This is a genomic window from Saliniramus fredricksonii, assembly GCF_900094735.1.
Classification (GTDB): Bacteria; Pseudomonadota; Alphaproteobacteria; order Rhizobiales; family Beijerinckiaceae; genus Saliniramus; species Saliniramus fredricksonii.
Genome location: NZ_FMBM01000002.1, coordinates 904,367 through 922,804, shown reverse-complemented (window position 1 = coordinate 922,804; position 18,438 = coordinate 904,367). Strand labels below are relative to the sequence as shown.

Genomic DNA, 18,438 nt, shown 5'->3' with positions numbered 1-18,438 from the left:
AGGGATGCATCATGACCGAGACACCGGATACGAGCTTCGATGCAAACGGCACCCCCTTCACCGAATATGCCGACCCGCAGGCCGCGATCGACGCGCTGAGCCGCACCTATGACGACGCCGCCGAGACCCTGCGCGGCGCAATCACGCGCTTTGTCAAGGAAGGCGTCCCGCCCGATCCGGAGACGCGCGCGCGCTTCCGGTATCCGGAATTGCGGGTTGTCTATACCGAAGGCGCCAAGCCCCCACGCACGCAACGCGCCTTCGCCAAGCTTCTCGGCACGGGCATCTATGCCACCACCCTCACGCATCCCGAAGCATTTGCCGGTTATCTCCTCGAACAGCTGACCCCGCTCGTGAACGAATACGGCGCGCGGCTTCAGGTTGGAGCGGGGGCACAGGAAATCCCCTACCCCTACGTCCTGGATCGCGGCGACGAACTCAGCCAGGCCGACGTCTCCGCCAGCGCCCTCGCCCAGCATTTCCCCATCCCCGATCTCACCCAGGTCGGGGACGAGATCGCCGACAGCGTCTGGGATGCGCCCACGGACGCGATGCGCCCGCTCTCGCTCTTCGACGCGGTGCGGGTCGATTACTCGCTGCGCCGGCTGGTGCATTATACCGGCACCGACTGGCGCGCCATCCAGCCCTGGATCCTGCTCACCAATTACCACCGCTATGTCGACCAGTTCGTGCAATGGGCGCTGGAGGAATTGCAGCGCGAGGACAGCGTGCATGAGCGGCTCGTCATGCCGGGCGGCATCAGTGTCACACGCGAACAGGCTGCGCGGATGGATGCCGAAACGCTGATGGCGCAATCGCCCTGGCATCGCCACCAGATGCCGGCCTATCACCTGACGCGGCGTGAGGGCTGCGGCGAGGGCGTGACACTGGTCAATATCGGCGTCGGCCCGTCCAATGCCAAGACGATCACCGATCACCTCGCCGTTCTGCGCCCGCATTGCTGGCTGATGGTGGGCCATTGCGGCGGCTTGCGCCAGTCTCAGACCATCGGCGATTACGTTCTCGCCCATGCCTATCTGCGCCAGGACGGCATTCTCGACAGCCTGGTCCCGCCCGATATACCGATCCCTGCACTGGCCGAGGTGCAGATCGCCCTGCAACAGGCAGCGGGCCAGGTCACCGGCGAGCGCGGCGAGGCGCTCAAGGGGCGCCTGCGCACGGGCACCGTCGTCACCAATGATGATCGCAACTGGGAACTGCGCTGGAGCCAGGAACGACGCCGTTTCAACATCTCGCGCGCCATCGCCATCGACATGGAGAGCGGCACCATCGCCGCCCAGGGCTTCCGCCTGCGCGTGCCCTACGGCACGCTGCTCTGCGTCTCCGACAAGCCGCTGCATGGCGAGATCAAGCTGCCCGGTGCGGCCAATGCGTTCTATCAGCGCGCTGTCGGCGAGCATCTGATGATCGGGCTGGAGACGCTCGAAATCCTGCGCGGCCAGCGTACGGCGCTGCATTCGCGCAAGCTGCGCTCCTTCGATGAGCCGCCTTTCCGCTGATCTCGTGCATACGTGATCGGGCAAGCTGCGCTTACCGATAGGGCAGCATGCCCGATTGCGCAGACGGCGCCGCTGCGGCAGCCTCGACTGCGATCATATCCGGAGAGCGACGCATGCGTGATACCCCCCTTCCCGCCACCCGCACCGGGCGCCTGGAACGCCCCGACGGCGCGGCGATTCATTACGAGGTGACCGGGAGCGGCCCCGCGCTGCTCTTCGCCCATGGTCTGGGCGGCAACCACATGAGCTGGTGGCAGCAGATTCCGGCCTTCGCCGAACGCTTTACCTGTATCGCTTTTTCGCATCGTGGCTTTGCCCCCTCGACCTGCCCGGGCGCCGCGCCCGATCCACGTGACTACGCGGGCGACACCATCGCGCTCCTGGATCATCTGAAGATCGAACGCGCCGTCTTCATCGGCCAGTCCATGGGCGGCTGGACCGGAATCGAAACGGCCCTCGCGCATCCGCAGCGGCTCGCCGGGCTGGTGCTCGCCTGCACGACGGGATCGCTCTCCTTCGACGGGCTCGATGATCCGGAGGTGGCTGACTGGTATGCAAGCCGGGAGGCGATACGCGAAAAGCTCCTCGCGGAGAATGTCCACCCGGCGACGGGCGCGGTCTTCGCCGAAGCGGAGCCCGGTCTGCACCAGCTCTACGGCATGATCGACCGGCTCAATGCCGGCCTCGACAAGGAATCCGTGCGCGCGGCGATCTGGAGCATGCGCAAACGCGGGCCGGAGGATGCCGCGCGCATCGCCTGCCCGGTGCTGATGATCACCGGCGAGGACGACATCGTGATCGCGCCGGCGGGGATACGCGCCGTGGCGCGCCACATTCCGGATGTGCGCGTCTGCAGCGTGCCGGCGACCGGGCACTCGGTCTATTTCGAGCGCGCTGCCTTGTTCAACGCGCTCGTGGAAGATTTCATCGCCGAAATCGGCTGGCGCTGATCAGGTCCCCACCCGCAGGGGCGCGCCGAGCTTGCGCAGGGCCGCAAGCGCGGAGAGCGCGGTGATCCGCCCGGTCTTCGGATTCTCGGAGGGGATATTCTCGATCTCGAGGGAAAACGAGGCGGAATCGGCATCGACCTCGATGCGATGGCAATTGCGGGTCACGCCCGGATCGGCCCAGATCTCGATCGTCGTGGCATCCGGCCCGATACCGGCCAGCGACAGCGCGGCGGCGACATTCACATTGGCGGGGAACCCCTTCGCCGCTTCACCAGCGCTGCCCTTGAAGACGAGAAGCTTTTCGCTCAGACCCTCGACGGAAATGGCATTCTCGACGAGATACGGTGCCCCGGCCAGCCCACGCGGCGGTTTGCGCGTGATCATGCGCACCGAGCGGATCTCGCCCTCGGCGGCGGCGCTGACCGCATCGAGGCCCAGAAGCGCTCCGGTGGGGATGATGATCTGCCCGCCCCTGGCCCGCGCCAGTTCGGCCAGTTCGGGACGCGGCAGAATCGCGCCGGCGGAGAGAATCATGACCTTCTTGCCGGCACCGAGCATGGTAGTGCACAGTTCGCCGACCACGGCGGCGGGGGCGCATTCGACGGCGATGTCGCAATGGGCGGGCAGATCCTGCATCGCGACGATGGGGCAGTCGATCCCCTGTTCGCTCAGCCAGGCCTGCGCCTTGTCGCGTCCCCCGACGGTGACACAGGAGAGTTCCAGCCCGTCGATCCCCTGCGTCAGCGCCTGCGCGAGCTTGCGCCCGATCGCCCCGAGGCCGACGATTCCCACCCGAATTCCGCTCATCATGACTCCTTCCGTAAACGTCGTCCGGACATTGACCGGAGCTGACGGTGTGTCAAGCCCGCGACGCATGCGCCGAACAAGTCTTGTTGCAGCGCAATACAGATTGGAATCTGGATATTCAGAATATTTTTACCAAGATTTCGTGTTTAATTGCCAGATAAAGAAGAAAAATGGCATATTGCGAATCGTATACATGAGCGCGCGCTTTGTTTCTGCCCTTGATCCAATGAAAGGAGGGCGACATGGCGACATGGATTACAGTCGGAATCGTTTTTGCAATCGGCTTTTATGCGCATTACGCGCGCCTTAAGAGCCCGCTCGTCTTCGTGGCCTGTCTGGTGCTGCTGGCGTTCGGCCTGACCATCGATCTGATGATCGACCAACCACCGTCGCGTTTCGCCGATTGAGCCTGTTCATGAATTCTGTGGCGCCGATGCAGGCTGTCGTGTCCCGGCGAGCAGCGCGATGATATCGCACCGCATCCCGGTAATGCGATAGAGCCCGAGAGCGGATCCGACCAGCCAGAACAGCCAGGCGACCAGCACGGCGAGCCCCGCTCCCATCAATCCGAAGGATGGGACCAGGGCGAAATTGCCGAGCGCCAGCACGATCGTCGAAGCGATGCACAGGAGCGCATTGAACATCTGCGCACCCGCGATCGTCAGAAGCTGCACCACCGGCCCCGCAAGCGCGCGCAGAACCTGACAGGCGACGAGCAGGACCAGCACCCAGTGCGCCTGCGCGAAATCCGGATGGAATATTGCGAGGATCATGTCGCCGAACAGAGCCGTCGCGATCAACGCAGCCAGGGTGAAGGCAATGGGGAACGCGGCAGCGGCACGCATGGTGTCGCTGGTTCGCCCGAGGCGCCGTGCAGCCCGGGCATCGGCGAGATCAGGGAGGATGACCTGATGCGCCACCTGCACGCCGAAGCCGATCAGCACCGCGAGTTTCAACGCGATACCGAAAGCGGCGAGTTTTGCCGGTTCGAGCACCATCGCAGCCAGCAGGATGGCGAGATCGGCGAAGATCAGCGTGTAGATGCCCACCGCGATCTGCGGCGCCCCCTCCCGTCGCCAACGCGAGACCAGACGTCGATCCGCGTATACGCGCAAATTGCGCGTGCGCGGGAGACGCTTGCGCAGCAGCAGCCATTGCCCTGTCGCGAGCAATCCGGTCACGGCGAAGAAGGAGATGACGACGATGCGCGCATCCGGGTTTGCGCCCGCGAGGATCATGCATGCAACGATGACGAGGAAGAGCACCGGACGCAGGAAGGTCTCCGGACCATATGCGAGGAAGAAGGCCCGCAGCGACAGGGCGATGCCGGAATTGATGCTGAACAGGGCCAGGATCGGCATGAAGAGCGCCGTGATCGCGAACAGACTGCGCTCCTGTCCGGTCGCGCCGGGCCACAGCATCGCTGCGGCGAGAATCGGCAGAGCGAGGAGCAGGCTGAAGCGCAAGGCATCACGATGGGTCTGTTGCAGGAACGCGGCGAGCGTGCCCGGACGTCCGCGCTCCTGATAACGCGCAATGAATCGCGGCGCGATTTCCGGATAGCCGAAGGAAACGACCGTGGCCGCAACGATGGCAAGCGATGTCGCGGCGAAGAACAGGCCAAGATCCTCCGGCACAAGCAGCCGCGCCAGAACGAGTTGTGTCACGAAACCCGCCCCCGCGCCGCCGAGGCGGATCACCAGGAGGATGAAGGTCATCGACGTCAGAAGTTTGCGCAGACCGGCCAATCTCGACACCCGTTGCAACATCACGTTCCAACGGGTGATAGCACACAGGAATTGAGGAATGCTGAACCCGCGCGCCTCCCCTCGGGAGCGCGGGTGCAGGACGCATTCGCGCGTCAGCTCTCGTAATGGTCAGCGACGAGCCGGTCGAGCAGGCGCACGCCGAAGCCCGAGCCCCAGCTCTTGTTGACGTCGCTGGCCTCCGCCGCCATGCCGGTACCGGCGATGTCGAGATGCGCCCAGGGCGTATTCTTCACGAAACGCTGCAGGAATTGGGCGGCGGTGATCGCGCCGCCATAACGCCCGCCGGTATTCTTCATATCGGCGAACTTGGAATCGATCAGCTTGTCATAGGCCTTGCCGAGCGGCAGCCGCCAGACCTTCTCGCCCGTCGCGCCCCCGGCTTCGCTGAGCTTTTCGCACAAGGCGTCGTCATTGCTGAACAGACCCGCATGATCCTTGCCGAGCGCCACGATGATCGCGCCCGTCAACGTGGCCAGATCAATCATGAATTGCGGCTCGTAGGTCTCTTCGACATAGCTGAGCAGATCCGCAAGGACGAGCCGCCCCTCGGCATCGGTATTGATGATCTCGACCGTCTGGCCCGAAAGAGTCTCGACAATGTCACCGGGGCGCTGGGCCTTGCCGTCGGGCATGTTCTCGACGAGCCCGATCGCACCGATGACATTCGCCTTCGCCTTGCGTGCGGCCAAAGCGTGCATCAGCCCGACAACGGTCGCAGCACCGGCCATGTCGCCCTTCATGTCCTCCATGCCGCCGGCGGGTTTGATCGAGATTCCACCCGTGTCGAAAACCACGCCCTTGCCGATGAAGGCGACGGGCTTTTCGCTCTTCTTCGCGCCCTGCCAGCGCATGATGGCCACGCGCGCCGGGCGCTCCGAGCCCTGTGCCACGCCGAGCAGCGCGCGCATGCCGATCTTGCCGAGTTGTTTCTCGTCGAGAATTTCCACCTCGACCCCGAGCTTCTCGAGCGCTGCGGCGCGTTCGGCGAATTCGACGGGGCCGAGCGTGTTGGCCGGCTCGTTGACGAGATCGCGTGCAAGCATGACGCCATCGGCGAGGCCTGCGCTCTGCCTGGCCGCCTTCTTCAGCGCCTGCGGATCGGCGCCGGCGAGGGTGAGCCTGCCGCCCTTCTTCGGCGCATCGTCGTCATCGTCCTTCTTTTTCGACTTGTAGTGGTCGAAGCGATAGGCGCGCAGTCGCGCCCCGAGCGCGAGCCCGGCAATCGCGGCATCATCGCCCTGGAAACCGGGGAATTCGGTCACGAGCATTGCCTCGCGGCCCGCTGTGGCGCCCGCGATCGCGGCGCCGAGCGCGGGCCAGTCCGGTGTTTCCGCCTCGACCGGTTTGCCCAGACCCACAATGACCAGCCGGTCGACATCGAGCTGGCCCGGCGCAGTGATCGTCATCACCGATTTGAACTTGCCCTTGAACTTCTCGGCCTTCGCCGCGCGCGCAATGATCCCGACCGAATCGCCGAGCAGGCGCGCCGCCTGTGGCCCCGGTGCCAGATCTTCACCGACACACAGGACGAGATCGCCGCTTGCGGGAACCTGCAGTGATTCGAAATCAAGTTTGAAGCCGTCGGACATGGGCACTAGCCTTTCTTTGTCAGCGGGCCGTCGTTTTTTTCGCGCCCCGCAAAACGCACTCATCGAATCCCAACATAGCGGCTCGTCGCGCAGACGGAAGAGGCTGCGCGCGATTGCCGAGAAAGCTTACGTACTTGTGCGGATAAATCATCGCTTCGTTCACAATCTGCGACCAGGCGCTGATTCGCGTCAGCAAGCTAACTCTACGTCATTTTCAGTAACGCTCCCGGCATATCGGCCAAAGGGTCGCAGGATGCCGGAATAAACACGCTTTGTCCGGGAATCGTCACGCGATGCAGGGCTCGATCAGGCGAAAGTCAGCAAAATGCCATGAATTCGTTTCGACAGCCTCTCTCAGAACACCCCGCGATGTCGGCATGGTTGCACAAGATCCGGAGAACATTGACGACAATTACAATTAAAAGTATATTTTCATTTACCGATCTCAAGAGAACAGCAGATCTCCCGGATGGGACACGGACCGCCTCGAAAAGTAAGCGAACTTCCCGACTCGCGAAGCTTGGCCTTTCATAGCATTCTTCGAAAAGGGCGGGGTTCGATGGAGCATGCGATACCGAGGCGAATTGATGCCAGGCCGCCGCTGACGTGATCGACCAGATCGGACCAGTCGACGAACCCGGACGGGGCAAGAGGCGCAAGATGACGGACAGGCATTCGCAGGGATCTGTTCACAAGGCAGCGCAAGCTTCCGCACGAACACCGCGCGATCAGCGGTTTGGCGTCCCCGATCAGCGCAGCCGCCACGCCGCCACGGGACGGGTCGCACTGGCACTGCTTTTGTGTCTGGCGACCATCGCCATCGCAGTCGTGGCCTCGGGGGTCAATATGAGTGATGCGGACGCATCAGGCGACATCGAGCGTGTCGAAGAAAGACGCTGAACCCCGCATGTGCCGGATCACCGCGCTGATCCCCCGGTCGCGCATCGCGCTCTCACCTTCTTCTGACAGGAGCGAACAAGTCGGGGCGTGCCGCGTTATCTGCGCATCATGATCTTGCCCGGTTGCAGGAGCGGCAATTTTTGAAGCGTGACACTGACCAGACACTCAACCGGACGCGGGCGGGCGAGCGCTCTCGCGGGCGCAAGGCGCTGACTCCGCTGGGCATTCCCTTTCGCGGTTATGTCGATGTCTTCTGGCGCGTTGCCAATGCCTTCAACCGCGACCGCGTCAGTGCGAATGCGGCTGGCGCAGCGTTCTACATGATCTTCGCCATCGTTCCCGCCCTCGCGGCGATGGTATCGCTCTATGGCCTCGTCGGCGATCCGTCGCGGCTGCGTGACCAGCTGGTCGATCTTGATGCCTTCCTGCCGCCCGCCATGCTCGACCTGATGGATAACGAGCTCGCGCGCCTGATCGATCAGCGGTCCGACACGCTGGGCCTGACATTCGCCACGACCTTCGCCATCGCCGTCTATGTGGTCAATAACGCCGTCCTGCGCCTGTTCGATGCGCTCAACGTCATCTATGGCGAGCGCGAAACGCGCTCCTATGTGAGTCTGTATGGCACGGCGCTGATCTTCACCATCGGCGCGCTGATCTTTGCGGCATTGCTCGTCAATGTCGTCATCACCATTCCGATCATCCTGAACTTTCTGCCGCTCGGCCCGCTGGCAGGCTGGATCATCACCGTGCTGCCGCTCATCGTGATCTTCCTCGTGGCCAATATCGGGATTGCCGTCGTGTATCGCTACGGGCCGAGCCGCGCACCGGCACGCTGGCGCTGGATCTCGCCCGGCTCCGTCTCCGCCGCGACGGTCTGGGTCGCCGCCTCGGCGGGCTTTTCCTGGTATATGTCACATTTCGCCGATTATTCAGCGACCTATGGCTCGCTCGGCGCGATCGCGGCGGCGATGATGTGGGCCTATATCTCGACGCTGATCCTGCTCGTCGGCGCGGAGTTCAACGCCGAACTCGAACAACAGACGGAATGCGATACGACGATCCCGCCCGTGCGGGAGATGGGCGAGCGCGGGGCTGCTGTGGCGGACACGCTGGGGGAGACGCGCGGCTAGCGCATCATGCCGTCAGGTGGATACCGGCTGACGGAATGATGCGTCGAACAATGACCTGGAGCTTCCGGCCTGACTCCGCCAGCTCCGAGAGCGCTCAGAGGCCGCGCGCTCACTTCGCCTTCATTCAGGCGGCGCTCATGGATGCGCGCAATTGCGCGCGGAAACTGTCGATACAGACACGTTCGCCGCCGCGATCCGCATGCCAGAAGGTCCAGCCGTTACAGGCGGGCAGCCCCTGCGCCAGAGCGCCGATCTTGTGGATCGAACCGATGGCCGGACCGAGCGACAGCCGCCCGTCCGCTCGGATCATGGCCTGGTGGCGGCCACGCGCATCGGTGAGCACCTCGCCCGGACGGAGCATGCCGCCCTCGACCACGGAGAGGAAGGGGATACGCGGCTCGGAACGCTTCTCCGGCGCGGCTTTCAACGCTTCCGGATCAACCGGCTCGACCGCCGCGATCCGCGCACGTGCGGCATCGGCATAGGTGAGATCGCGCTCGCAGCCGATGAAGTTGCGCCCGAGCATCTTCGCCACCGCCCCGGTCGTGCCGGAGCCGAAGAAAGGATCGAGCACCACGTCGCCCGCATTCGAGCTCGCGAGCATGATCCGCGCGAGCAGCGCTTCCGGCTTTTGCGTGGGATGAACCTTGCGGCCTTCCGTATCCTTCAGCCGCTCCTCCCCGGTGCAGATGGGAAACAGCCAGTCGGAGCGCATCTGCACATCCTCATTGGCCGCCTTCATCGCGTCGTAGTGGAAGGTATACCCCTTCGCATCGGGGCTGCGGCTGGCCCAGATCAGCGTCTCATGCGCATTGGTGAAGCGCTTGCCGCGGAAATTGGGCATCGGATTGGTCTTGCGCCAGACGACATCGTTGAGGATCCAGAAATTCAGATCCTGCAGCGCCGTGCCGACGCGGAAGATATTATGATACGAGCCGATCACCCACAAGGTCGCGTTCTTCTTCATGACGCGGCGCACGGCGAGCAGCCAGGCGCGGGTGAACGCGTCATAGGCCGCGAAGCTGGCGAACTGGTCCCAGGCATCATCCACGGCATCGACGCGGCTATGGTCGGGGCGCATCAGGGCGCCCTCGAGCTGAAGATTGTAGGGCGGATCGGCAAAGACCAGATCCACGCTCTCCGCAGGGAGCTTCTCCAGGGCGGCGATGCAATCGCCGATCAGGATTTCATTGACGGGGAGCTTGGTCCCCATCCGAGGCGCCGCCGCGACCCGCCCGGTACGCGAGACCTGTTTCCGGGCGGTTGCGACGGCAGCCCCGGTACGCGAGGTACCCATGGGCATGCACCATTCACTCGAACTACGAGGAGGATCATTGCCGGATAGGGTAAAGATCGTGTTGCCGGGATATTGAAAACGCGTCCCGCTTTGGGGCTGCAATTTTTGCCGGGCGATTGATTCTCAAGGGAAATTTCAGATCAGGAGGCGATCTTCTTCACCCTTCATCAACCATGATCGCAAGGGTGCGAAACTCATTCTGTGGATCGGGCACGGGCCGAAACGATCCAGGGCAAGCAGATGCCCTTGCGTCGGATATCCCACGTTGTGATCGAAGCCATATTCAGGATAGTGCAATGCGGCGAATCGCATGGCCCGGTCACGAATCACCTTGGCGACGATTGATGCGGCGGCGATGCAGGCATAAGCCGAATCGCCCTTGACCACCGCATCCGCGCGAATCGTCAGCCCCGGCGGCACGTCCCGCCCGTCGATCAGTGCATGATCGGGAATGCAGGGCAAAGCGGCCAGCGCGCGGCGCATCGCCTTGAGAGTCGCGCCGCGGATATTGAGCCGATCGATCTCATCGGGCCCGGCGCAGGCAATACCCACCTCGGCGGTTGCCATGATCTGCGCGAAGAGCTCTTCACGCCGCGCGGCCGGGAGCAGTTTCGAATCACACAGACCCTGCGGAATGTTCTGCCTGTCGAGAACGACGGCGGCCACCGTCACCGGCCCGGCCAGCGGTCCGCGCCCGACCTCGTCGATTCCGGCAAAGCAGGCACAAGGGTCGCGATCACGCTCCTGCGAACCATCGAGCACGATGCGCAGTTTCGGGGCCATGTCTCAGATCGAGAAGGAGGTGCCGCAGCCGCAGGAGGAAGTCGCCAGCGGGTTCCTGATCTGGAAGCTCTGGCCGATCAGGTCGTCGACGAAATCGATCTCGGAGCCTTCCATATATTGCGCGGAGATCTCGTCGACGATCACGGCAGCGCCGTCACGTTCGATCACCAGATCGTCGTCCTTCACCTGCGTGTCGATATCGAACGCGTATTCGAATCCGGAGCAGCCGCCCCCGTTGACGCTGATGCGCAGTTTCGAACCCGGCGCCTCCTTTGCCATGATCTGGTTGATGCGCTTTGCCGCGCTCTGGGAGAGTGTGATCGTGTTCATGCGGTCTCGATCCGTTCGATGCCGCGCGACGCTGGAATCACGCGGCTTGCAAATGCCTCATGATGAAATGTAAGGACCTGTGGGCTGGGCCGCAATGGGAAGAGAGGGCGCATGCGCGCATTCGGAGAAAGATGGCGGGCCGATTATGCCTGCGATCCGGCGCGGACACGCGGGCGGCTGGTGATGGAGGACGCTTCCCCCACCCGCAGCGATTTCCAGCGTGACCGCGACCGCATCATCCATTCCTCAGCCTTCCGCCGTCTCAAGCACAAGACCCAGGTCTTCGTCTTCCACGAAGGCGACCACTATCGCACGCGCCTCACTCACACGATCGAGGTGAGCCAGATCGCCCGCGCGCTGGCGCGCTCGCTCGGGCTCGACGAGGATCTCGCCGAGGCGCTGGCGCTCTCGCATGATCTCGGCCATACGCCCTTCGGCCATACCGGCGAGGACGCGTTGCAGGATTGCATGGCGCCCTATGGCGGATTCGACCACAATGCCCAGGCGCTTCGTGTGGTGACGCAGCTGGAGCGGCGCTATGCCGCCTATGACGGGCTCAACCTCACCTGGGAGACGCTGGAGGGCCTCGTCAAGCATAACGGACCGCTTCTCGACGATGACGGCGAGCCGACGCCGCGTTACCGCGAACACGGCGTGCCCGGCGCCATTCTCGCCTTCGACGCGCTCTTCGATCTGCGTCTGGCCACCCATGCCTCCGGCGAGGCGCAGGTGGCGGCGCTGGCGGATGACATCGCCTACAATGCCCATGACATCGATGACGGCCTGCGCGCCGGCCTGTTCACCCTGGAGGATCTGCGCGCCATCCCCTTCATCGCCGGCCTGCTCGACGATATCGACGATCGCTGGCCGGGGCTGGAGACGGCCCGACGCATCCACGAGCTCACCCGCCGTGTGATCACGCGCATGGTCGAGGATGTGGTGGCGGAGAGCGAGCGGCGCATCGCCGCGCTGGCGCCCGCCGATGCCGATGCGATCCGCGCCGCCGCCCATCCCGTCGTGGCGTTTTCACCGGCACTGCGCGAGGCGGATCGCGCTATCAAGAACTACCTCTATCCGAACATGTATCGCCACCGGAAGGTGATCACCGTGAGACGCCAGGCTGACCGGATCGTGCGCGAGCTGTTTGCGCATTTCATGGCTGATCCGCAGGGCATGCCGGCTGAATGGGGCGCCGGTCTCGCGGCGGCGGATGCCCCGCTGCGGGCTCTGCGCGTGGCGGATTACATTGCCGGGATGACGGACAATTACGCGCTCGCGGCGCATCGCGGCATCGGCGGCGATACGCCGGAACTGCGTATCGGCTGAAAGGAGCCTCGCTTGCGTGCCGCGCTGAACCCGCTCATCGACAGCCTCTCGCTGCCGCCGATCCCCGAGGCGCAGGCCTGGGCGCGCGCCTATGACGGGGCTCACGGTCCGCTGATCAATCTCTCCCAGGCCGTGCCCGGCTCACCGCCCCATGCGGATCTGCTCGCCCGTCTGGCCGAGGCCGCCGGCAACGCCGATGCGGCGCGCTACGGCATGATCGAAGGCGATCTCGCCCTGCGCGAGGCCTATGCGGCGGAAACGGCAGCGCAATACGGCGCGGCGCTTGATGCCGGCCAGGTCGCAATCACGGCGGGCTGCAACGAGGCCTTCGCCGTCGCGGCCATGCTCGCGGCGCAGGCGGGAGACGAGGTAATCCTGCCCACGCCCTGGTATTTCAATCACCAGACCACCCTCGCCATGCTCGGCATCACGCCGATCGCCCTGCCCGCGCGCGCGGAGAACGGCTTCGTGCCCGATCCGGCGGATGCCCGCGCGCTGATCACGGCGCGCACCCGCGCCATCGCGCTGGTCACGCCCAACAATCCGACCGGCGCGATCTACCCGCCCGAGACCCTCGCCGCCTTCGCCGCGCTGGCGCGCGAGGAAGGCCTGTGGCTCATCCTCGACGAGACCTACCGCGATTTCCTCGCCGGTGACGGCGCGCCGCACGTGCTGTTCGATGCGCCGGATTGGGGCGATAATCTGATCGCGCTGTATTCCTTCTCGAAATCCTATGCCGTTCCCGGACATCGCCTCGGCGCCATGCTTGCGGGCCCGCAGACGATGGAGGGGATCGTCAAGATTCTCGACAATCTCCAGATCTGCCCCGCGCGCACCGGGCAGATCGCACTGGCCTGGGCGATCCCCAACCTGCGACAATGGCGGGCGGAAAACCGCGCCGACATCCTCACCCGCGCCGGCATCTTCACCGATGTGATCGCGCGCCATCCGGGCTGGAAGGTGGAATCGATCGGCGCCTATTTTGCCTATCTGCGCCACCCCTGGACCGGAACACCCGCCGCCGCCATAGCCGAGCGGCTCGCCCGCGAGCGCGGCGTGCTGGCGCTGCCGGGGTCGTATTTCGGACCGGATCAGGAGGATTTCCTGCGCGTCGCCTTCGCCAATGTGGAAGCGGCGCAGGTCGCGGGGCTCGATGCGCGGTTGGTCGGAATGTAACGCGACACGTCAGACCGCTCAGTAATCGAGACCGAGCACCCGCATATGCCAGCCGGCATAGCCCATCAGGACCGCGAACGGTGCCGGGACAAAGGTCGCCGCGCCAGCAGGGTCGACGCCGTCGAGCCGCGTAATCAGGAACGTGCCCGCCGCCACGCCGATCAGGGCGAAGGCCGCCACAACGAGGGCGCGGCCGAGAAAGTGCAGCACTCTGACCGGCGAGGTCAGCAACAATTCCAGGATGATCGGGAAGAGGCAGAACAGCGTCACCGCGATCGCGATCGTCAGCGCAGCCCAGATCCCCGACGGCCCGATAACGAAGCTCGTAATGGCGGCGAAGAGCACGAAGGTCAGGGCAAAGACCCCGTTCCCGGCGCGCAGTTCATAGCGGATATCCTCGGTGATCCTCAAGATGCCCGCTCCCCGCTTTCGACTTTGCCTTTCGATACGGGAAGCCGGCGTTCCAGCCTGTCAATCGGCGGCGTAGGGCGCGAAGAGCCGCACGACTTCCTCGTAGACACAGCGCTTGAACGGGATGATCAGCCCCGGCGTGGCGGCAAGCTTCTCCCAGCGCCATTCATCGAATTCCGGCTTGTGGCCCGCAGGGCTTGCGATGTCGATCTCGTCATCGCTGCCCTCGAACCGGAAGGCGAACCATTTCTGCGTCTGCCCGCGATAGCGCCCGCGCCAGGCGCGTCCCGCGACATTTCCAGGCAAATCGTAGGCGAGCCAGTGCGGCGCCTCGGCCAGAAGCGAGACGCTGGAGGCGTTGGTCTCTTCAAACAGTTCACGCCGCGCGGCGGTGAGCGGGTCTTCGCCGGGATCGATACCGCCCTGCGGCATCTGCCAAGCATAGGTCTGATCGACATGCTCGGGCCCGGCGGATGCAAGGCGCCGCCCGACGAAGACATGACCCGCCGGGTTGAACAGCGCGACGCCGACACACGGACGATAGGCCGGATCCTGCGCCGGGTCGACGTTCTTCACTGTCACGGGTTTCAGCCTCCCACTTCTTCGGAAAATGCTGCGGAAACCGGCACCAGCGTGATCCCGCGTTCGGCGGCGCCACGCGCCCAGGCCTCGATCCGCGCAATCGTGATCGGCAAGGCCGATGCGGTCGCCATGGCGAAACCCCGCTCGCGCGCCTGCTCCTCCAGCGTACCGAGCATATCGTCGATCGCCTCCTGCTGCGCCACCACATCGAGCAGGATGTCCGCACGTGCCACAGGCACATCCGCCGCCCGGCCCAGCGCGCCGATCTGCGCACGCGAAGAGGCGCCGTCATCGACGATGCCAAGCCCGCGCTGCGCAAGATCGGCGATGATGGGCTCCAATGCATCACGCTGGGCGGTGAAGCGTCCGCCCATGAAATTCACGATACCGGTATAGCCCGTAAACCGTCCCATCACCCAATGCAGATTCTCGAGATTGGCCTCTTCCCCCGCCTCGACCGTGAGCGTATGCGGCCCGGGATCGTTCTGGGGATAATCGAAGGGCTGCATCGGCACCTGCAGCATCACCTCGTGCCCGGCATTGCGTGCCCGCGCAACGAGGCGATCAAGGTCGCCGCCATAAGGCGCGAAGGCGAGGGAAACATCCGGCGGCAGCCGCGTGATCGCATCGCCGGTCACGGACTGGCTGATGCCGAGCCCGGTCACCAGAATGGCGACGCGCGCCGGCGCACCGGCGCTGCCAGGCGGCATGGGGCGGGCATAAACCTCGACCGGACGGGCGCCATCATCACCGATGCGCGGCAATGCGCCGTAACGGCTTTGCTCGACAAGCCGCTGATCCGGAGCCGGGTCGAGAGCGCCGACGGGGTCGGACGCCTCGCGCGGTGATCGCTGCGGCTGATCGGCACGGCTGCGCATGTCGCGCGCTTCCTCGGGGATCGAGATGATGATCGATTGCCCGCCACCGGCCCCGTCCGGCCGTACAACGGTCACGCCGCTGGAACTGTCCTCAACGACACCGGGACTGCCGGGCCGGTCACGCGGCACCTCGGCGATCTGGGCGCCGCCCGTCGGCTCATCGGAAAGATCGCGCGTCGCATCGGCGATTCCGGTCTCGATCGACACCACCGCATGCGGCTCGCCACCGAGCGGATCGTCGTGGATCAGCAGAAAGATGCCCATACCGCCGATCACCAGGGCCAGCACCGCGCCGAGGATGCCTGCCCAAGGCACGCGCGACGCTGCGCCGCGCCCGCTGCCGGAACGGCGCGCGCCGGTAAGCGGCTTCGTCAGATCATCTGCTGCGGCCATGCTGTCGCAAGTCCTCTTCTCCGCGCCACCTTTCCGGCCAACGCGAATCAGTTGTAACGCGCACTACCTTTCCGCAATTCGCCCGCAAGGTCGAGGGCGAAGACCAGGACAATCCAGTTGGATCCCGAACGAAAAACCGGGCTATGGCGTTGATCCGTAACCACGGTGTTTCGCGACCCGCCTGACAGATCGGGAGTCTGCACGACCATGAGCCCGAACCCTCCGACAGACGCAACCCGAACGCCCCATGCCAGCGCGCTCTTTGCCGATCTCTACGCGCTCACAATGATGCGCGCCTATCGCGATGCCGGCATGCGCGGCGAGGCAACCTTCAGCCTGTTCTCGCGAAAGCTGCCGGACAAGCGCAACTTCTTCCTCGCAGCCGGCCTCGACGATGTGCTGACTGCGCTCGAGGACCTGCATTTCACCTCTGCCGAGATCGACTATCTGGCCGGACTCGGCAAATTCGACGACGGCTTTCTGCAGGAACTCGCCGGCCTGCGTTTCACCGGCAATGTCCGCGCCGTGGCGGAGGGCACACCCGTTTTTCCGAATGAACCCTTCATCGAAGTCACCGCGCCGATCATCGAGGCGCAATGGGTCGAAGCGCTGGTGCTCAACCAGATCCAGTTGCAGACGATTCTCGCCTCGAAGGCGGCGCGCATGGTGCTGGCGGCCGATGGGCGACGCGTCGTCGATTTCGGCTCACGCCGCGCCCATGGCTGCGAGGCGGCACTCAAGGGTGCGCGCGCCTTCAGCCTGGCCGGCATCAGCGCGACTTCCAATCTCGCGGCAGGCCGGCGTTACGGTATCGAGACCATCGGCACCATGGCCCACAGTTTCATCCAGGCCTTCGCGCAGGAGCGCGAGGCCTTCGCCGCCTTCCTGCGCAGCTATCCGGAGACCGTTCTTCTGGTCGATACCTACGACACACCACGCGGCGTGGCCCGCGCCATCGCCTGTGCGCGGGAGACGGGCCGCGAGACCCGGCTTGCCGGCATCCGCCTCGATTCCGGCGATCTCGATTCCCTCGCACGCGAAAGCCGCCGCCTGCTCGACAAGGCCGGCATGCACGACACCCAGATCTTCGCCAGCGGCGGGCTCGACGAAGAAGAAATATCAGCCTTGCTCGAGGCCGGCGCGCCTATCGATGCTTTCGGCGTCGGCACGGCGATGAGCGTCAGCGAAGACGCGCCGGCCCTCGACATCGCCTACAAGCTCGTCGCCTATGAGGGGCGCGGGGTGATGAAGCTCTCATCCGGCAAGCAGACATTGCCGGGGCCCAAGCAGGTCTTCCGACGCTTTGCGGACGGCGTCGCGCAGGGTGATCGCATCACGCAAGCCGACGAATGCGCCGACGGTTTGCCGCTGCTCGCAGAGGTGATGTGCGACGGCAAGCGGGTCGCGCCGCCGGAGCCCCTCGACACCATTCGCAGGCATGCTTCCCAGAGCATCGCCACCCTGCCCGCTCCCGTCCGCGCCATTGCCAGAGCCGACCCGCCGTACCCGGTCACGATTTCGCGGCAATTGCGCGCTTTCAGCGCAGAGACCGAGCGAATTCTGCGCGCCGACAGCGATTGAAACCGCGCCGAGCCGCCATAACTGGGACAGGGTTGAAAGGTGGGGGCGGCAACATGAAGAAGCGCTCGCGCATCATTCTCGCCTGCGGCTTCGTGGGTCTGGGCCTCGTCATTGCCTATTTCCTCTTCGCCGGACTGGTCATGCATCGCGGGGCGAGCGATACCCTGCGCGTCGGGCCGCTCGCAGAGCAGCTTACACCCGAAACCCGCCCGGTCGATCCGCGCGAACTGGGCTATCGCGGTGACCCGCAGGAAGCGTTCGGCCTGCCTTTCGAGAGCGTCTCCATTAATGGTGAGCTCGGTCCAGCCGAGGCCTGGTATGTGCCGGGCGCGCGCGCCGAGAGCGATCTCGTCGCGATCTATGTCCACGGCGTCGCCGGAGGGCGTGAGGACGGGTACCGCCATCTCGGGCTGCTGCACGGCGCGGGAATTTCCACGGCCCTGATCAGCTATCGCAACGATGAAGCCGCGCCGGCATCGCCGGACGGCCATTACGGCTTCGGCCTTACCGAATGGCGCGATCTGGAGGGCGCCGTCATCGCGATGCGCGCGCGTGGCTACGAGCGGGTCCTGCTCGTGGGTGAATCCATGGGCGGAGCGATTGTGGGGCAGTTCCTGCGCCATTCGTCGCAAGCCGAACACGTGGCCGGCATCGCACTGGATGCGCCCGCCCTCGATTTCCGCGCCATTCTCGCCTTCATCGGAGGCCGCGCCGGCGCCTTGTTCCCGCATCAGGTCACCGAAGTGGCGATGACGATGTTCAGACTGGAGGGTCCGGTCGATCTCTCGCAGGCGGATGTTCGCGCCGAGATCGTGGGTTTCGACGGGCCGCTCTTCATCGCCCATGGCACGGGCGACACCGTGGTCCCGGTCTCGATCACCGACGAGATCGTCACCCGCCGCCGGGGCATGACCTTCCTCCTGCGCAGCAGCGGCGACCACCTTTTGAGCTACATCGAAAACCCGGAGCGTTACGCGGGGGTATTCAACGGATTTCTCAGCGCGCTGGATTGA

The 18,438-nt window shown here is 64.8% G+C and carries 18 protein-coding genes; 9 read left to right on the top strand and 9 right to left on the bottom strand.

Going from position 1 to position 18,438, the window contains the following annotated elements; all coding sequences use genetic code 11:
• Nucleotides 1-11: 11 nt before the first annotated feature.
• Nucleotides 12-1,520 (top strand): AMP nucleosidase, encoded by a 1,509-nt coding sequence (locus tag GA0071312_RS10895; protein ID WP_074446106.1) that lies wholly within the window; start codon nt 12-14, stop codon nt 1,518-1,520.
• Between the two features lie 113 nt (nt 1,521-1,633).
• Nucleotides 1,634-2,470, top strand: a complete 837-nt coding sequence (locus GA0071312_RS10890; protein WP_074444984.1) for an alpha/beta fold hydrolase — start codon at nt 1,634-1,636, stop codon at nt 2,468-2,470.
• Here GA0071312_RS10890 and GA0071312_RS10885 read toward each other — a convergent pair whose 3' ends face one another.
• Nucleotides 2,471-3,280, bottom strand: coding sequence for an aspartate dehydrogenase (locus GA0071312_RS10885; protein WP_238947186.1), 810 nt, complete (start codon nt 3,278-3,280; stop codon nt 2,471-2,473). It lies immediately after the preceding gene.
• 239 nt (nt 3,281-3,519) lie between these two features.
• Between GA0071312_RS10885 and GA0071312_RS19975 the strand changes: the two genes are divergently transcribed.
• On the top strand, nt 3,520-3,684 hold the full coding sequence (locus tag GA0071312_RS19975) for a hypothetical protein (RefSeq protein ID WP_165604013.1): 165 nt from the start codon (nt 3,520-3,522) through the stop codon (nt 3,682-3,684).
• Between the two features lie 6 nt (nt 3,685-3,690).
• Here GA0071312_RS19975 and GA0071312_RS10880 read toward each other — a convergent pair whose 3' ends face one another.
• The gene (locus tag GA0071312_RS10880) at nt 3,691-5,034 is read right to left on the bottom strand and encodes a lipopolysaccharide biosynthesis protein (RefSeq protein WP_165604012.1); all 1,344 of its coding nucleotides are present in this window, start codon (nt 5,032-5,034) and stop codon (nt 3,691-3,693) included.
• 104 nt (nt 5,035-5,138) lie between these two features.
• Nucleotides 5,139-6,635 carry a leucyl aminopeptidase gene (locus GA0071312_RS10875; RefSeq protein ID WP_074444982.1) on the bottom strand — a complete coding sequence of 499 codons (1,497 nt, stop codon included), beginning with the start codon at nt 6,633-6,635 and terminating at the stop codon, nt 5,139-5,141.
• 660 nt (nt 6,636-7,295) lie between these two features.
• On the opposite strand from GA0071312_RS10875, the gene GA0071312_RS10870 reads away from it, so the two are divergent.
• Both GA0071312_RS10870 and GA0071312_RS10865 read left to right on the top strand, forming a co-directional pair.
• Entirely contained in the window at nt 7,296-7,535 is a 240-nt protein-coding gene (locus tag GA0071312_RS10870) for a hypothetical protein (protein WP_131817778.1), read from the top strand.
• A 140-nt stretch (nt 7,536-7,675) separates the two neighbouring features.
• Nucleotides 7,676-8,668 (top strand): YihY/virulence factor BrkB family protein, encoded by a 993-nt coding sequence (locus GA0071312_RS10865; protein ID WP_074446104.1) that lies wholly within the window; start codon nt 7,676-7,678, stop codon nt 8,666-8,668.
• Nucleotides 8,669-8,792: 124 nt separating this feature from the next.
• On the opposite strand, the gene GA0071312_RS10860 is transcribed toward GA0071312_RS10865, so the two are convergent.
• From GA0071312_RS10860 to erpA, 3 genes are all read right to left on the bottom strand, one after another.
• Complete coding sequence (locus GA0071312_RS10860; RefSeq protein ID WP_083204507.1) at nt 8,793-9,965, bottom strand: site-specific DNA-methyltransferase; 1,173 nt, start codon at nt 9,963-9,965, stop codon at nt 8,793-8,795.
• Nucleotides 9,966-10,100: 135 nt separating this feature from the next.
• Nucleotides 10,101-10,748: a ribonuclease HII gene (locus tag GA0071312_RS10855; protein ID WP_074444980.1), complete on the bottom strand. Its 648-nt coding sequence runs from the start codon at nt 10,746-10,748 to the stop codon at nt 10,101-10,103.
• Nucleotides 10,749-10,751: 3 nt separating this feature from the next.
• Nucleotides 10,752-11,078 carry an iron-sulfur cluster insertion protein ErpA gene (gene erpA / locus GA0071312_RS10850; protein ID WP_074444979.1) on the bottom strand — a complete coding sequence of 109 codons (327 nt, stop codon included), beginning with the start codon at nt 11,076-11,078 and terminating at the stop codon, nt 10,752-10,754.
• Between the two features lie 111 nt (nt 11,079-11,189).
• Between erpA and GA0071312_RS10845 the strand changes: the two genes are divergently transcribed.
• Nucleotides 11,190-12,404 carry a deoxyguanosinetriphosphate triphosphohydrolase gene (locus GA0071312_RS10845; protein ID WP_074444978.1) on the top strand — a complete coding sequence of 405 codons (1,215 nt, stop codon included), beginning with the start codon at nt 11,190-11,192 and terminating at the stop codon, nt 12,402-12,404.
• A gap of 12 nt (nt 12,405-12,416) precedes the next feature.
• The gene (locus tag GA0071312_RS10840) at nt 12,417-13,580 is read left to right on the top strand and encodes an aminotransferase (protein ID WP_074444977.1); all 1,164 of its coding nucleotides are present in this window, start codon (nt 12,417-12,419) and stop codon (nt 13,578-13,580) included.
• Nucleotides 13,581-13,598: 18 nt separating this feature from the next.
• Here the strand turns inward: GA0071312_RS10840 and GA0071312_RS10835 are convergent, their stop codons facing one another.
• Genes GA0071312_RS10835 through GA0071312_RS10825 form a run of 3 tightly spaced genes read right to left on the bottom strand, consistent with a single transcriptional unit; the run spans nt 13,599 to nt 15,844 of the window.
• Nucleotides 13,599-13,991: a hypothetical protein gene (locus GA0071312_RS10835; protein ID WP_074444976.1), complete on the bottom strand. Its 393-nt coding sequence runs from the start codon at nt 13,989-13,991 to the stop codon at nt 13,599-13,601.
• 60 nt (nt 13,992-14,051) lie between these two features.
• Nucleotides 14,052-14,582, bottom strand: coding sequence for an RNA pyrophosphohydrolase (locus GA0071312_RS10830; RefSeq protein ID WP_420819970.1), 531 nt, complete (start codon nt 14,580-14,582; stop codon nt 14,052-14,054).
• A complete protein-coding gene (locus tag GA0071312_RS10825) occupies nt 14,579-15,844 on the bottom strand; it encodes a divergent polysaccharide deacetylase family protein (protein WP_074444974.1) in 1,266 nt (421 codons plus the stop codon). Before GA0071312_RS10825 ends, GA0071312_RS10830 begins: the two co-directional genes overlap by 4 nt.
• Before the next feature lie 207 nt (nt 15,845-16,051).
• Here GA0071312_RS10825 and GA0071312_RS10820 point away from each other — a divergent pair, with 207 nt between their 5' ends.
• Together GA0071312_RS10820 and GA0071312_RS10815 are read left to right on the top strand one after the other, a co-directional pair.
• Nucleotides 16,052-17,425, top strand: coding sequence for a nicotinate phosphoribosyltransferase (locus GA0071312_RS10820; protein ID WP_074444973.1), 1,374 nt, complete (start codon nt 16,052-16,054; stop codon nt 17,423-17,425).
• Between the two features lie 53 nt (nt 17,426-17,478).
• Nucleotides 17,479-18,438, top strand: a complete 960-nt coding sequence (locus GA0071312_RS10815; RefSeq protein WP_074444972.1) for an alpha/beta hydrolase family protein — start codon at nt 17,479-17,481, stop codon at nt 18,436-18,438.